Consider the following 15,367-nt stretch of genomic DNA (forward strand, 5'->3'; position numbering starts at 1 on the left):
TAGACCAGACCTGCACGCCCAGCAATGGGTTTAGGGAACTGGCACTAACCGGCCGAAAACTTACACACACCCAAAAAGAACCAATTGTGTGTAAAACAAGAATTCAGCACATTTGCCCGCAACCACACCACAGTCGAACAGACCACACCCCACCACCAAACAACCAACACCCGTTGGTACACCAAAACCGGTAGGGGATTAAAAAAAATAGAGTTACGGCGGCAACAGCGGCAGGGAAACGCCCGGTCCCATCCCGAACCCGGAAGCTAAGCCTACCAGCGCCGATGATACTACCCAACAGGGTGGAAAAGTAGGACACCGCCGAACACAAATTAAGCCCTCGGCCCCCGATTTCGATCGGGGGCCGAGGCATTTGTATTTAATGGCCGGCGCATTTCGAATTAATCGAAAAGCGTCGGCTCATTCGTTTCTGCGCGACTCTGTTCGAGCTCGAGGAGCGCTTTTTTACGGTGGAGCCCGCCGCCATATCCGGTGAGGCTGCCGTTGGCGCCGATGACCCGGTGGCAGGGCACGATGATGCCGACGGGATTATGTCCGTTGGCCAATCCGACTGCTCGAGATGCACCAGGCGATCCGATCTGTAGCGCTATCTCGCCGTACGAGCGGGTCTCGCCATACGGAATAGTGAGCAGCGCATTCCACACGCGGCGCTGAAATTCCGTTCCGAGCAATTCGAGTTCGAGGTCGAATTCCTGAAGCTCGCCGGCGAAATATGCCGTCAGCTGCTCCACGGCTTCAGGAAACGCATCGGCGTCGGGCTCCCATCCTTCGTGGCTGGGTTCGTAAGTCTGATCGTCCATGCGTAGGTGCCGGAGTTTTCCATCACGTCCCGCCAGGGTGATGGTGCCCACCGGGCTTTGCATGGTCCGGGTTTGCATGCTTTCGGTCATGCTTTAGCTCCTATCGATTCGGTCTGGGCGGCCGGCGGCCAGTGATTTACTGCATGATCGAGCGCGGTCCATAGATGCTGGGTCGCGTAGGCGCGCCAGGGCCGCCAGCGCGTGCTGTGTTCGGACAGCTGTTTGGGGTTACTTGGCAGTCCTAGCTGCTTGGCGGCCGTTTTCACTCCGAGATCGGTTGACGGAAATGCGTCCGGGTCTCCGAGAGCACGCATAGCGATGAGCTCCGCGGTCCATGGTCCGACCCCTGGAACCTCGCTGAGTTGCGACCGCGCACGCAACCAGTCACATCCCGCATCCAACTGGATGGTGCCAGCGGCGAGTGCGGTGATCAACGCGGTCAATGTCGTGCGGCGGGCTTGCGGGAAGGCAAGTTCATCGGGGGAGATCCCGACCAGCGCCTCGACCGGTGGGAAGACGTGGGTCAGTTCGCCCGAAGGGTCGTTGATCGAGGCACCGTAAGAGGTGACGATTCGCCGGGTGTGGGTGCGCGCTGCTTGCATGGACACCTGCTGCCCGATCACTACGCGTATCGCGAGTTCGTTCTCGTCGACAGTGCGGGGAATGCGTTGACCCGGTGCTTTGGCGACGAGTGCGGCTAGGTGGTCGTCCGTGTTGAGCACGTCGATGACAGCTTCGGGGTCAGCGTCGAGATCCAGCAGGCGACGGCAGCGGGCAATGGCGGTCGACAGATCGCGGAAGTCATCAAGGATCAGTGTGCACTGCACGTGGTTGGCTGCAGGTGTGAGGCTGACGATGCCATTGCCGTTGGCCAGGCGCATCGTTCGTCGGTAAGCGCCGTCGCGGACCTCCTCCACGCCGGGAACCGCACCGGCCGCCAGATGCCCGAACACGCCGTCGAAGGCGAACGGTTCCCGTACCGGCAAACGGACGGAAATCGTTCCGGTGCCTGATGATTCGTTGGGCCCGTACTTGGCGCGCGCCCGGCGTCGTAGCTCGGTGGGCGTTAGGGCACTGACTTCCCGGATGGTGTCGTTGAACTGCCGGATGCTGGAGAATCCAGCTGCAAATGCGACGTCACCGAATGGTAGGCGAGTGGTTTCGATGAGGACTCGCGCGGTCTGGGCGCGCTGTGCCCGGGCCAGTGCCAGGGGATTGGCGCCGACCGCGGCCTGCAGAAGACGTTCAAGTTGACGCGGTGTGTAGCCGACCCGTGCTGCCAGGCCGGTGACGCCGTCGCGGTCGACGGTGCCGTCGGCGATGAGTCGCATGGCGCGGGCTACCACGTCGCCCCGGATATTCCACTCGGGCGAACCGGGGGAGGCGTCGGGTCGGCACCGCTTGCAGGCTCGGAAGCCTTCTCGCTGTGCGGCTGCGGCTGTTGGGTAGAAGCGCACGTTGCGGGAGAACGGTGGTCGCACCGGACAGCTGGGACGGCAATAGATGCCGGTGGTGAGCACGGCCGTCACGAACCATCCGTCGAACCGGGCGTCCTTGGACTGGACGGCCCGGTAGCAGCGGTCGAAATCGGTGTGCATGCTTCGACAATGGCACGCGCGACGGCGTTGAACTAGCGGAAAACCGACATCAACGTCGCGTGCCGATCACTCCGATGGCAAATCCGATCGGGTCGAGTCAATTGCGCCGCAATCCATCCCGAATTTGCTATACCTGGAACACGTTCTAGTTGTTGCCTGGAGGAGGCGCACTTCAATGTCGAATGTTCGCAAGCACACACCAGCCGGGGCCGCCAGATTCATTGGGCGGGTTGGTGCACTGGCCGTCGCACTCGGTATCGGAGCAGCCGTCGCCAACACCCCCGGGGCTGCGCTGGCGGATACCGGCGACATGGGAGGGGGCACATCGTCGGCGGCAAAATCGTCGAGTCAGGGGGCTGGGCAGAGCGGCGGGAAGGCGCACGCCGGCAAGACGCTGAGCAGCCAGACCAAAACGTCGTCAGATAGTGGTTCGCAAGGCACGTCCGGCCAGGACCAGAACCAAGTCGATAAGTACAAGCAGGCCAAGGACTTTGGACTGTCCAAACTGGTCGGTTCGGTGACCACGGCGGTGAGCCGGCATCAGCAGCCAGTCGTAGACGACGCTGCGTCGACGTCGGTGCGTAGCCACGGTGTCGGCGGAGGGCAGACCTTGGGCCAGTCGACCCCGAAGTCCAAGCTTTCGGCGATCGCTGTCGAGACCAAGAAGTCGAATAGCGTCGGCCGACTGGTTGGTGTTGCCGCGTCCTCCACGCCGGCGCCCCCCACGGTTGTGGCGGCCGTCCAGCAGCCGGCAGAGGCGTCTGTGGCACAGCCGGTCGCCACTGTGTCGACGCAGAAGGCGGCCAGCGCACCGGCCTCGGCGACGTTTGCCGGCGTCGTCAACGACGTACTGTCCGTATTGGGGTTGGCGGCAAATCCCAGAGCCAATTCGGTCGGTGACCCAGTCGCCCCGCTGCATAACGCAGCCTTGTGGACGATGTTTGGCTTCAGCCGACGTGAGGTCGGGCAGTCGGCCGCGGCGGTAACCACAGCCGCCACCAGCACGGCGTCAGTAACACAGCAGCAGCCTGCGGCGACCTCGGTGCTGATCACCGCGGACCAACTCGCTGCGGAACAGCAGGCAGACGCGATAGTCCAGACGCTGCCGATGCAGTTGATGAAGCAGATCCTGATGTGGGGTTTCCAGGCCTCGGCCAACCAGCAGTTCTCGCAGGTCGGTGGGGTGAACCAGCAGAATCTGGATCAGCTCAGCGAGGCGGTCGACGAGTATGCGCAGCAGGCTGCGATGGAATATCAACTGCTGGACCCGATGAATCCGACTGTGCTGCAGATGGTGATGCCGCCGCACAGTTGGGCAGGCCAGACCGTCACAGGTACGCGAATTCTGTACGACAACCCGGACACCATCTACCGGATGATGGCGGTCAACTCGACGTCCTCGTATGTCATCACTGGCAAGTTCACCCCGGGGGAGATCCCGGCCGAGACCACCTTCAGCGTGCTGACCGGTCTGGGCGGTACCACCACGGTGGTGCTCAACTCGAAAGACATGCAGATCAATCCCGATGGCTCGTTCAGCATCACGGTGAGTTCTGCGCCCGCGGCGGCCGGGGCGACCAATCATTTGCAGCTACCGACCAACGCCACTCTGATCGTCGCGCGAAACACGTTGTCTGACTGGGATTCCCAGCAACCTATGAGTCTGTCCATCGAGCGGGTAAGCGGCCCGTCGGACAGCTTGTTTGCGCAAATCGGCGGGTTCGACATTCCGGGGCTGGGGCCGTTGGTCTCAGGTAATACGTTCTTGACCAACCTGGTTTCGCTGATTCCGCCATTGCCGACCATGCCGACGTTCCTGCAAGGCACAGAGGCGGCCATCGTGATGGCGCTGGGGCTGCAGATGGAACCTGAATACATCGCGGTGGCCACTCAGGATGGTGCCGGAAATCAGAAGGCGCCCAATGTCTTCACCTCACCGCAAAGCAATGCCACGTTTCTGGCGACGCAGCTGCAGAGCGCGGGCTATTTCCAGCTGACCGATCAGCAGGCGCTGGTGCTGACCATCAACCCGGGCAGTGCCGGTTACTTCGTGGTTCCGGTGACCAACGACTGGACCATCACCAACAACTACTGGGATCAGCAGACCAGCCTGAACATTTCGCAGGCTATCGCGAACCCGGACGGCACCTACACCATCGTGGTGTCACCGACCGATCCTGGCGTGGCGAACTGGGTGTCCACCGGCGGACTGAATCAGGGCACCATCTCGATCCGTTTCCAGGACATCGACACCAGCCAGACTGACCTGCCGACGGTGAGCTCACAGGTGGTGTCGATCGACGACCTCGGCAGCGTGTTGCCGGTCGGGACGACCTATGTCACTGCCGCCCAACGGGAAGCGGCCATCGATCAGCGAAAAGCCGGATACGACAACCGTTTTACCCCATACCCGCAGATCTAGACGCTCACACATCCAGCGGGCGCCAGCGCCTCACCAATCATGGTTGGGGCACTGCACGTCGACGTATACCGTTGCCGCGGTGGGACCGCCAGGCTTGAAGTTTCCGGGGTTGTTTACCCCGTTGACCCAACACACGTCGAGCGGTTCGGTGTCGAAGCCGCTGGTCCAGTTGATGTGTACGAGGTAACCCTCGGACTGCAGGTTGCTGATGACGTCGGCTGCTGAACCACCGGTGTCGATACCGGGGTCGGCTGCGGCGGCTGGTGCGAGGGTCAGCAACACTACCGACGCAGCACCGGCCGCCAAGGTCAGTGTTGTGTATCGCTTCATACGTACAACGATCCTCTGTTTGCCGAGGTTTGGCCTGCGGAATAGCTGAGAATTCAGGCGAGGATGGCCAACTGCGTCGGTTCGGACAACCCTCGCAGCGTGACGGTGTCGCCCAACTTCCATTTCGCGCACTCTGATTCGGTCACCGCACGCAGCATGCCCGCGGACGCGACCAGTTGGCCGGGCGCGGTTTTGGCCAGTTCGCACAGTCGGGCCGCTTCGTTCACTGGGCCGCCGATGACCGTGTACTCGAATCGTTGCTTGGCGCCCACGTTGCCGGCTACCACTTCGCCGGCCGCGACTCCTAGACCGGCCTGAAGTTCGGGCACCTCATTGCGCAGTCGTGCGGCAATGGCTCGGGCGGCGGCCAGGGCGTCGCCCTCCGGGCAGGGCAGTGACACCGGCGCGCCGAATACTGCGAGCACAGCGTCACCTTCGAATTTGTTCACCAGACCGTGGTGTCGGTCTACCTCGTCGACGATGACCGCGAAGAACCGGTTCAGCAGCTCCACCACCTCGACTGCCGGTCGGCTGGTCACCAGTTGAGTGGATCCGATGACGTCGACGAAGATCACTGCGGCATGGCGTTCTTCACCGCCGAGTTGGGGATGTGCCTGTTCGGCGAGCGCGGCGACTTCACGTCCGACGTGACGACCGAACAGGTCCCGGACCCGTTCGCGCTCACGCAGGCCGTGAACCATCGAGTTGAATCCGCGTTGCAACTGGCCCAGTTCGGTGCCATCGAACACCACCAGATCGGTATCCAAGTCGCCCCGTCGTACTCGGCTGAGGGCATCGCTGACGATGCGTATCGGCGTGGTGGTCAGCCAGGACAGGATCCACGTCAGGATGAAACCGAAGGCCAAGGCGAACACCGCGAGAATCGCTGTGGCGAACTCGAATTGGGCCGGCGTCATGTTGTTCATGGTCAGCGCGAAGACGGCGGCGAGCAGGACGCCGAGCATCGGCACCCCGGAACCGAGCGCCCACACCATGATCGAGCGCCCCATGGTGCCCGATGTGAGCCGGCTAGGCGGCGGGCCCGCCTGCAGGGCTTGTGCGGCTATCGGCCGTAAGGCGAACTCAGTGAACAGGTAGCAGCTGGTGGACACGACGATTCCCGGAAAAGTGATGCCCAGCAAGAATTTCGGGATGAATTGTGCATCGTGGAGGCCGTACATCGTGGTCAGTACCGCGGCGTCGGCGAACCACAGGAACAGCAGCACACGGGTCAGGCGGCCCGGCGCGCGCAGAGTGGCGAGTTGGTCCTTGGCGGTGGGCTCGCGTTCCTCCAACGCCCACCGCAGACTGCCGATGACCCGGCTGGTAGCCCAGACAGTGCCCACCACGAACGTCGCGGCGACATAGGCCGGGGCGAAGATGACGCTGATCCAGAACACGTCGGGCCCGAAGACGTTCGGCGTGGGGAACAGCACCATGGTGATCAGTAGCGAGATGGTCACGCCGATGAGATTGGCGATGATGACGAACGTCGTCAGGATCAATTGGATGCGAATCCGGCGCCGGCGCTGAGTTTCTGAAACCCTGCCCAGCACCCAGGACCCGTACTCCGGCGTGGCCGCAAGGCTGGTGCGTGGGGTTATGGCTTGCCGCAACCGTTCCAGACGCTGTGCCATCAACGTGTCGGCCTTCATCGTGATGCCAGCGTAGTTGTGGTCGCGACGGGACCGGGGATTTGGCTGCCGCATCGAGGTTGACCCGTGTCCCTCGTGGCCGATCGGGAACCCGTGCCCCTAAGGTGGGGCGGGTGCGCCTTGTCATAGCTCAGTGCACCGTCGACTATGTCGGACGGCTGACCGCGCATCTGCCGTCGGCGCGTCGCCTGTTGTTGTTCAAGGCGGACGGATCGGTGAGCGTGCATGCCGACGACCGTGCGTACAAGCCGTTGAACTGGATGAGCCCGCCGTGCTGGGTTGTGGAAGAGTCGGTGGAATCCGGCGACTCGGCGTTCGTCTGGGTGGTCGAGAACAAGACCGGCGAGCAGTTGCGGATCACCGTCGAGGATGTCGAGCACGATTCGTCCCATGAACTCGGTGTGGACCCGGGACTGATCAAAGACGGTGTGGAAGCACATCTGCAGGAGCTGCTGGCCGAGCATGTCGAACTGCTCGGCGTGGGCTACTCGCTGGTGCGCCGCGAGTATCCGACACCGATCGGGCCGGTGGACCTGCTGTGCCGCGACGAGACGGGCGCGTCGGTGGCCGTCGAGATCAAGCGGCGCGGCGAGATTGACGGTGTCGAGCAGCTGAGCCGATACCTGGACCTGCTCAACCGGGACAGCGTGCTGGCGCCGGTGGCCGGGGTGTTCGCCGCTCAGCAGATCAAGCCGCAGGCCCGCACCCTTGCTACGGACCGTGGAATCCGTTGTGTCACATTGGATTACGATAAGATGCGGGGCATGGACAACGACGAGTTCCGGTTGTTCTGATGCCCCGGCGGCCACCGCGGGGCAACGGGAGGCGCGACGAACGACGTGAACCTCCGCCGCTGCCTTCGGTTTTCGGACCCCGGCGCATCGAAACCGGCGCTGATGGGTACGAATACGAAGTGCGTCAGGTTTCCGGGTCGCGGGCCGTCAAGACCTACCGCTGCCCGGGCTGCGACCATGAAATTCGCCCGGGCACAGCACATCTGGTGGCGCTAAGGGTGGGCGACGTTGAGGATCGCCGACACTGGCATACGCCGTGCTGGACCAATCGGGGTAACCGAGGCCCGACGCGACGCTGGAGCTAGACCGCGCGACGATCAAGCGGCGAGGGACGAGCCGCGTTGAGGAGCGTGGTGAATCAGGCGAAGGCTCAGTGATCCGAATCTGCGGCCGGCTCAACCAGTTCGATCAGCACGCCACCGGCATCCTTGGGGTGGACGAAGTTGATCCGCGAGTTGGCAGTGCCCTTGCGCGGGGCGTCGTAGAGCAGGCGAATGCCGTCGGCGCGCAACCGCTCGGACAGGGCGTCGATGTCGCTGGTCCGGTAGGCCAGCTGCTGCAGGCCGGGACCGCGCTTGTCGATGAACTTGGCGATGGTCGAGTTCTCGTCCAGCGGGGACATGAGTTGAATCTGAGCGCTGCCCTTGGCCGCGCCGCGCACCGAGAGCATGGCCTCGCGCACGCCCTGCTCCTCGTTGATCTCCTCGTGCAGAACGATCATGCCGAGGTGATCGTGGTACCACCGGATCGCGACGTCCAGGTCCGGCACGGCGATCCCGACGTGATCAATCGCGGTGACCAGGGCGCTGGCGAGCGCTGGACGGGCATCGACGTGTTCGGTGGTCATAACGTAAAGGTAACCTGAGACGACAGATTTCGCGCCTGTGTTATGGGCCACATCGGCCGTCGCGACGGCCGTTACAAACTTGTTGGAGGATGGAAATGACGACGTCGGTGATCGTGGCCGGAGCGCGTACCCCCGTGGGTAAGTTGATGGGCTCGCTGAAGGACTTCTCGGGCAGCGATTTGGGGGCCATCGCGATCAAGGGCGCCCTGGAGAAGGCCGGTGTTGATGCGTCCCAGGTCGACTACGTGATCATGGGCCAGGTGCTGACCGCCGGAGCCGGGCAGATGCCGGCCCGTCAGTCGGCCGTCGGTGCGGGTATTCCGTGGGACGTGCCGGCCTTGTCGATCAACAAGATGTGTTTGTCGGGCATCGACGCCATCGCCCTGGCTGACCAGCTCATCCGCGCCGGTGAGTTCGAGTGCGTGGTCGCCGGCGGCCAGGAGTCCATGAGCCAGGCCCCGCACCTGCTCCCCAAGAGCCGTGAGGGCTTCAAGTACGGCGATACGACCCTGGTGGACCACCTGGCCTACGACGGTCTGCACGACGTCTTCACCGACCAGCCGATGGGCGCGCTCACCGAGCAGCGCAACGACGCCGACAAGTTCACCCGCGCGCAGCAGGACGAATTCGCCGCGCAGTCGCACCAGAAGGCCGCCGCAGCATGGAAGGACGGCGTCTTCGCCGACGAGGTGGTGTCGGTGTCCATCCCGCAGCGCAAGGGTGACCCGATCGAGTTCTCCGAGGATGAGGGCATCCGCGGAAACACCACTGCTGAGTCGCTGTCCGGGCTGCGTCCGGCGTTCCGTAAGGACGGCACCATCACCGCCGGATCGTCGTCTCAGATCTCTGACGGCGCCGCCGCGGTCGTGGTGATGAGCAAGGCCAAGGCCGAATCGCTGGGCCTGACCTGGCTGTGCGAGATCGGCGCCCACGGCGTGGTGGCCGGCCCGGATTCGACGCTGCAGAGCCAGCCCGCCAACGCCATCAAGAAGGCCGTTGAGCGTGAGGGCATCTCGCTGGACCAGCTGGACGTGCTGGAGATCAACGAGGCGTTCTCGGCGGTGTCCCTGGCCTCGACCAAGGAGCTCGGCGTCGACCCGGCCAAGGTGAACGTCAACGGTGGCGCCATCGCCATCGGGCACCCGATCGGCATGTCCGGTGCCCGGATCACCCTGCACGCCGCCCTCGAGCTGGCCCGCAAGGGCTCGGGCTACGCCGTTGCGGCACTGTGCGGCGCCGGTGGCCAGGGCGACGCCCTGATCCTCCGTCGTCCTTGATTTGTGACGCGGGGCGTGTGAACTACGCCTCGTAGTAGTCAGCCCGCCACTCGGGCACAATGGCGCCATGAGCGCTGTTGGCTTCTCCCGGGTGGCGGGCTGGTTTCGTCTGGTGGCGATGGCCGAGGCCGTCAGTTGGGTCGGTCTGCTGACCGGCATGTACTTCAAGTACCTCGGTACGCCCCGTACCGAGATCGGCGTGCACATCTTCGGCATGGTTCACGGCGTGGTGTTCCTGGGGTTTCTGGTGCTGGGTGTGCTGGTGGGGCGGGCTGCGCGCTGGTCGCTGGCTACCTGGGTGCTGGCGTTGCTGGCCAGTGTCGTGCCGTTGGCGAGCTTGATATTTGTGCGTTGGGCCGAGAAGTCCGGCGCTTTGATGGCTACGGGTGCGCGGGCCGCGGCCGTCGCGTGACAGACTGAACACCGTGACTCGTCCGCGTCCCATCGGTCCTGCGCTGGCTGGCGCGGTAGACCTTTCCGCACTCAAGAATCGTCCCGCTCCCTCCGACGGCCAGGCGCCGGTTTCCGGTGGCCCCGGGGGGGTGGAGATCACCGAGGCCAATCTCGAAGCCGAGGTGCTGATCCGCTCGGGTGAGATTCCGGTTGTCGTGCTGCTGTGGTCGCCGCGCAGCGACTCCAGCATCCAGCTGGGGCAGGCGCTCGCCGCGTTCGCCGAGGAGGACGGAGGCAAGTGGTCGTTCGGCACCGTCAACGTCGACACCACGCCGCGCATCGCCCAGATGTTTGGCATCCAGGGCGTGCCGACCGTGGTGGCTTTGGCTGGTGGACAACCGATTTCGAGCTTTGAGGGCGCTCAACCACCTGATCAGCTGCGGCGCTGGGTGGACTCGCTGCTCAAGGCCACTGCCGGCAAGCTGAGCGGCAGCGTCGGGGAAGACGAGGAAGAGCACGTCGACCCGGCGGTGGCCCAAGCCCGTGAATACCTGGACACCGGTGATTTCGACGCGGCGCTGACCGCGTATCGGGCGATCCTGGCCGACGACCCGACCAACGCCGAGGCCAAGGGCGCGGTGACGCAGATTGCGTTCCTGCAGCGCGCGTCGGTGCAGAGCCCGGACGCCGTCGCGGCCGCCGATGCCGCGCCGTCGGACATCGATCTGGCCTTTGCGGCCGCCGATGTGCAGCTGTTCCAGCGCGACGTCGAAGGCGCCTTCAATCGGCTGATCGCGTTGGTCAAGAAGACTGCCGGCGACGACCGCACCCGGGTGCGCACCCGGCTGATCGAGCTGTTCGACCTCTTTGACCCGGCTGATCCCGAGGTCATCGCAGGCCGGCGCAACCTCGCCAACGCCCTGTACTGACGCCCCTCCCCGCCAGCGAACTCAGGGGGCGAGCCAGAGCGCGGACAGCGGCGGCAGCACCAGCACCGCGGACGCCGGGCGGCCGTGCCAAGGCTCGGCGGTGGCCTCCACTGCGCCCATGTTGCCCGCGCCGGCGCCGTTGTAGACGGTCGCATCGGTGTTCAGCACCTCGCGCCAGGTTCCGGTGTGTGGCAGGCCCAGCCGGTACTGCGCGTGCTCGTTGCCGGCGAAGTTGAACACGCAGGCCATTGCGGAGCCGTCGTCGCCGAAGCGCAGGAAGCTCAGCACATTGTTGCTCGAGTCGTTGGCGTCGATCCACGAGTAACCCTCGGGGCTGGAATCGCGTGACCACAGTGCGCGGTTGCCTCGGTAGATGCCGTTGATGTCGCGCACCAGCTGCTGAACGCCGGTGGAGAAGCTGTTCTCGTCGAGCTGGAACCAGTCCAGGCCTCGTTCCTCGGACCACTCGGCACGTTGCCCGAATTCCTGGCCCATGAACAGCAATTGCTTACCCGGGTGCGCCCACTGGTAGGCCAGCAGCTGGCGCAGACCGGCTGCCTTGCAGTGGTCATTACCCGGCATCCGGGTCCACAGTGTGCCCTTGCCGTGCACCACCTCGTCGTGGCTGATGGGCAGCACGTAGTTCTCGCTGTACGCGTACAGCATCGAGAAGGTCATCTCGTGGTGGTGGTAGCTGCGATGTACCGGGTCATGGCTGACGTAGTCCAGGGTGTCGTTCATCCAGCCCATGTTCCACTTCATCGAAAAACCAAGGCCGCCAAGATTTGTCGGCCGGCTGACCCCTGGCCACGAGGTGGACTCCTCGGCGATGGTGACGATGCCGGGTGCCTGTTTGTGGACGGTGGCGTTCATCTCCTGAAGGAACTGCACCGCCTCCAGGTTCTCCCGGCCGCCGTAGATGTTCGGCGTCCAACCACCGTCGGGTCGTGAGTAATCCAGGTACAGCATGGAGGCGACGGCGTCGACCCGCAGGCCGTCGACGTGGAACTCGTGGCACCAATACAGGGCGTTGGCCACCAGGAAATTGCGCACCTCAGGTCGACCGAAGTCGAAAATATAAGTGCCCCAGTCGAGTTGCTCGCCGCGATGGGGGTCGGCGTGCTCGTACAGTGCGGTACCGTCGAACCGCCCCAGTGCCCAGGAGTCTTTGGGGAAGTGCGCCGGTACCCAGTCCACGATCACCCCGATGCCGGCCCTGTGCAGGCTGTCGACCAGGTACCGGAAATCGTCCGGAGTGCCCAACCGTGAGGTGGGCGCGTAGTACGAGGTCACCTGATAGCCCCAGGATGCGCCGTACGGATGTTCGGCCACCGGCAACAGCTCGACGTGGGTGAAGCCTTGCGCCACAACGTATTCGGTGAGTTCGACGGCCAGCTGCCGGTAGCTCAGGCCGGGCCGCCAGGACATCAGGTGCACCTCGTAGGTGCTCATCGGCTCGAACACCGGATTGCGCTGGGCGCGGGCCGTCATCCAGTCGTCGTCTTGCCAGACATAAGAGCTGACCGCGACTTTCGACGCGGTCAGTGGCGGCACCTCGGTGGCGAATGCCAGTGGATCGGCGCGGTCGGACACCGACCCGTCGCGGCCGTGGATCCGGAACTTGTACAGCCCGCCTACCTGGAACCCGGGCCAGAACAGCTCCCACACGCCCGAAGATCCCAGCACCCGCATAGGCGCCTCGCCGCCGTCCCAATGGTTGAAATCGCCGATCAGGCTGATGCCCTTGGCGTTCGGGGCCCACACTGCAAATGACACCCCGTCGACGACGCCGTCGGGTGTGGTGAACGAACGAGGGTGTGCGCCAAGGACTTCCCACAGCCGTTCGTGGCGGCCCTCGGCCATCAGGTGCAGGTCCATCTGGCCCAGGGTGGGCAGGAAGCGGTAGGCATCGGCGACGGTATGCGGTGGGCCGCCGGGGTATTCGATCTCCAACCGGTAGTCCGCCAAGTTGGTGAACGGCACCTCGACGGCGAACAGCCCGCCTTCGATGTGCTTGAGCGGATAGCGCTTTCCACCGATCAACGCGGTCACTGCAGAGGCGTGCGGACGCAGTGCCCGGATGATCGTGGACTTGCCGCGTTCGTGGGCGCCCAAGATGGAGTGTGGGTCGTAGTGCTGGCTGGCCAGCAAGCGGGTCAGATCTGCGGTGTCGGGCCGCAACTGGCCGCTCATGGGCGCCTCCGTAGCAGGTTCAGTCGTTTGTCGTAAGGAATCTGCGGCATGTTCAGGACGTGCGCTACGGCGCGTCCCGGATCGAGTCGCACGTAATTCGAGTTGCCCCATTGGTATTCGTCACCGCTGATCTCGTCGCGCACCCAGAATCGGTCATGTTCCTCAAGGCCGAGCGCATGCATGTCCAGCCACAGGGTCGCTTCCTCGGGTGCGAACGCGTTGAGCGTCACCACCACCAGCACGGTATCTCCGGTGACCGGATCGAACTTGCTGTAGGCCAGCATCGCGTCGTTGTCGACGTGGTGAAAAGCGATGGTGCGTAACTGACTCAGCGCCGGATGCACACGGCGAATTTCGTTGAGGCGGGTCAGCAGAGGCTCCAGGGACCGCCCCCCGGCCAGTGCGCCCTCGAAATCGCGGGGCCGCAGTTGGTATTTCTCCGAGTCCAGGTATTCCTCGCTGCCCTCGTGGGCCGCGACGTGTTCGAACAGTTCGTAGCCGGAGTAGACGCCCCAGGACGGACTCAGCGTCGAGGCCAGCACCGCGCGGATGGCGAACATGCCTGGGCCGCAATGCTGCAGGCTGGCGTGCAGGATGTCCGGGGTGTTCACAAACAGGTTGAGCCTGGCGAAGTCGGCGTATTCGGCGATCTGCTGACCGAACTCGGTGATCTCCCATTTGGCGGTGCGCCAGGTGAAATACGAATACGACTGGGTGAAGCCTAGCTTGGCCAAGCCGTACAGCCGGGCCGGACGGGTGAACGCCTCCGACAGGAACAGCACGTCCGGGTCGATGTTCTTGGCCTGCGCGATCAGCCAGACCCAGAAGTTCGGCGGTTTGGTGTGGGGGTTGTCGACTCGAAAGATCTTGACGCCGTGCGACATCCAGTGCCGGACCACCCGCAGCACCTCGTTGTACAGCCCGGCGGGGTCGTTGTCGAAGTTCAGCGGGTAGATGTCCTGGTACTTCTTCGGCGGGTTCTCCGCGTAAGCGATGGTGCCGTCGGGCAGCACGGTGAACCATTCCCGGTGGTCCTTGGCCCACGGATGATCCGGCGCACACTGCAGCGCCAGGTCCAGCGCGACTTCCATTCCGTGGTCGGCTGCGGCGGCGACCAGATCGTCGAAATCGGAGATGGTGCCCAGGTCGGGATGGATCGCGTCATGGCCGCCCTCGGCACTGCCGATGGCCCAAGGGGATCCGACGTCGCCGTCTTCGGCGGTGACAGTGTTGTTGGGTCCCTTGCGGTGCACCGTGCCGATCGGGTGAATCGGCGGCAGATACAGCACGTCGAAACCCATTGCAGCAACCCGGGGTAACGCCTTGGCGGTGGTGGCAAAGGTACCGTGGACGGGGTGGCCCTTGCGGTCCCAGCCGCCGGTGGAACGTGGGAACAGTTCGTACCAACTGCTGAACCGGGCGCGTGGCCGGTCCACCCAGATACCGAATTGCTCACCGCGGGTTACTAATTCGCGCAGCGGGTACTGCCGCAGCAGATCGGTGACGGCTGCTGCCAGGGCACCGCCGGCGCGGATGAACGGGTCCCCGGGTTCACGTAGGCGCGCCGCTGCTTCCAAGAGTGGCCCACGATCGGCCCTGGGGACGGCGGCGGATGCGCGTTCCAGCAGGGCCGCACCGATCAGCAGATCGTTGGACAACTCCGCCTCGCTCTGACCGGCGTCCAGCTTGGCCGTGACGCCGCGCCGCCACGTCGAGATCGGGTCACCCCAGCCGTCCACCCGGAAGGTCCACAAACCGACGGTGTCCGGGGTGAACTGGCCGTGAAAGAGGTCAGGGGCGTCGCCCGGAACCATCGGCAGCCGGGTGGGAGTCACTTTGATGCGCGGGGGAGCAGGTACCGATATTGCGCCTGGCGGGCTTTCGGCCAGCTCCGGGTAGCCGACACCGTGATAGCGCACAACCAGGGTGGCCGCGACCGCGTCATGACCCTCGCGCCAGACGGTCGCGCTGATCGGCACGACCTCTCCGACGACGGCTTTGGCGGGATACCGGCCCGCCGACACTACCGGTGCGACGTCGTCGATCTCGATCCGACCGGCCACCAAACCACTCCTTATCCAGGCGCGGCTCACCAGCCGCGCGGCTCG

13 protein-coding genes and 1 rRNA gene are annotated in these 15,367 nt (G+C 64.3%); 7 read left to right on the forward strand and 7 right to left on the reverse strand.

Annotation, left to right across the window (positions count from 1 at the left end):
* The first annotated feature begins 214 nt into the window (after positions 1 to 214).
* Positions 215 to 327: ribosomal RNA gene (gene rrf / locus M2432_RS13705) — 5S ribosomal RNA — on the forward strand.
* A gap of 74 nt (positions 328 to 401) precedes the next feature.
* On the opposite strand, the gene M2432_RS13710 is transcribed toward rrf, so the two are convergent.
* A complete protein-coding gene (locus M2432_RS13710) occupies positions 402 to 911 on the reverse strand; it encodes a methylated-DNA--[protein]-cysteine S-methyltransferase (RefSeq protein WP_280827360.1) in 510 nt (169 codons plus the stop codon).
* Entirely contained in the window at positions 908 to 2,419 is a 1,512-nt protein-coding gene (locus M2432_RS13715; protein ID WP_280827361.1) for a DNA-3-methyladenine glycosylase 2 family protein, read from the reverse strand. Before M2432_RS13715 ends, M2432_RS13710 begins: the two co-directional genes overlap by 4 nt.
* A 175-nt stretch (positions 2,420 to 2,594) precedes the next feature.
* Here M2432_RS13715 and M2432_RS13720 point away from each other — a divergent pair, with 175 nt between their 5' ends.
* Positions 2,595 to 4,841, forward strand: a complete 2,247-nt coding sequence (locus tag M2432_RS13720; RefSeq protein WP_280827362.1) for a hypothetical protein — start codon at positions 2,595 to 2,597, stop codon at positions 4,839 to 4,841.
* Positions 4,842 to 4,871: 30 nt separating this feature from the next.
* Here M2432_RS13720 and M2432_RS13725 read toward each other — a convergent pair whose 3' ends face one another.
* A complete protein-coding gene (locus tag M2432_RS13725; RefSeq protein ID WP_280827363.1) occupies positions 4,872 to 5,171 on the reverse strand; it encodes a hypothetical protein in 300 nt (99 codons plus the stop codon).
* Between the two features lie 53 nt (positions 5,172 to 5,224).
* Positions 5,225 to 6,826 (reverse strand): adenylate/guanylate cyclase domain-containing protein, encoded by a 1,602-nt coding sequence (locus tag M2432_RS13730; protein ID WP_280827364.1) that lies wholly within the window; start codon positions 6,824 to 6,826, stop codon positions 5,225 to 5,227.
* 113 nt (positions 6,827 to 6,939) lie between these two features.
* Here M2432_RS13730 and nucS point away from each other — a divergent pair, with 113 nt between their 5' ends.
* Positions 6,940 to 7,620: an endonuclease NucS gene (nucS, locus tag M2432_RS13735; RefSeq protein ID WP_280827365.1), complete on the forward strand. Its 681-nt coding sequence runs from the start codon at positions 6,940 to 6,942 to the stop codon at positions 7,618 to 7,620.
* Entirely contained in the window at positions 7,620 to 7,925 is a 306-nt protein-coding gene (locus tag M2432_RS13740; protein WP_280827366.1) for a hypothetical protein, read from the forward strand. Before nucS ends, M2432_RS13740 begins: the two co-directional genes overlap by 1 nt.
* A 65-nt stretch (positions 7,926 to 7,990) precedes the next feature.
* Here M2432_RS13740 and mce read toward each other — a convergent pair whose 3' ends face one another.
* Entirely contained in the window at positions 7,991 to 8,467 is a 477-nt protein-coding gene (gene mce, locus M2432_RS13745; RefSeq protein ID WP_280827367.1) for a methylmalonyl-CoA epimerase, read from the reverse strand.
* A 95-nt stretch (positions 8,468 to 8,562) separates the two neighbouring features.
* On the opposite strand from mce, the gene M2432_RS13750 reads away from it, so the two are divergent.
* The 3 genes from M2432_RS13750 to M2432_RS13760 all read left to right on the forward strand — a co-directional run bounded on the left by M2432_RS13750 (position 8,563) and on the right by M2432_RS13760 (position 11,066).
* Positions 8,563 to 9,744: an acetyl-CoA C-acetyltransferase gene (locus tag M2432_RS13750; RefSeq protein ID WP_280827368.1), complete on the forward strand. Its 1,182-nt coding sequence runs from the start codon at positions 8,563 to 8,565 to the stop codon at positions 9,742 to 9,744.
* Between the two features lie 67 nt (positions 9,745 to 9,811).
* Positions 9,812 to 10,156 (forward strand): DUF3817 domain-containing protein, encoded by a 345-nt coding sequence (locus tag M2432_RS13755; RefSeq protein ID WP_280827369.1) that lies wholly within the window; start codon positions 9,812 to 9,814, stop codon positions 10,154 to 10,156.
* 13 nt (positions 10,157 to 10,169) lie between these two features.
* Positions 10,170 to 11,066, forward strand: coding sequence for a tetratricopeptide repeat protein (locus M2432_RS13760; protein WP_280827370.1), 897 nt, complete (start codon positions 10,170 to 10,172; stop codon positions 11,064 to 11,066).
* Positions 11,067 to 11,087: 21 nt separating this feature from the next.
* Here M2432_RS13760 and glgB read toward each other — a convergent pair whose 3' ends face one another.
* Both glgB and M2432_RS13770 read right to left on the reverse strand, forming a co-directional pair.
* Positions 11,088 to 13,259 (reverse strand): 1,4-alpha-glucan branching protein GlgB, encoded by a 2,172-nt coding sequence (glgB, locus tag M2432_RS13765; RefSeq protein WP_280827371.1) that lies wholly within the window; start codon positions 13,257 to 13,259, stop codon positions 11,088 to 11,090.
* Positions 13,256 to 15,322, reverse strand: coding sequence for an alpha-1,4-glucan--maltose-1-phosphate maltosyltransferase (locus tag M2432_RS13770; protein WP_280827372.1), 2,067 nt, complete (start codon positions 15,320 to 15,322; stop codon positions 13,256 to 13,258). The genes glgB and M2432_RS13770 overlap by 4 nt, the downstream gene beginning before the upstream one ends.
* Positions 15,323 to 15,367 lie beyond the last annotated feature (45 nt).

The organism is Mycobacterium sp. OTB74, from assembly GCF_029892685.1.
Classification (GTDB): domain Bacteria; phylum Actinomycetota; class Actinomycetes; order Mycobacteriales; family Mycobacteriaceae; genus Mycobacterium.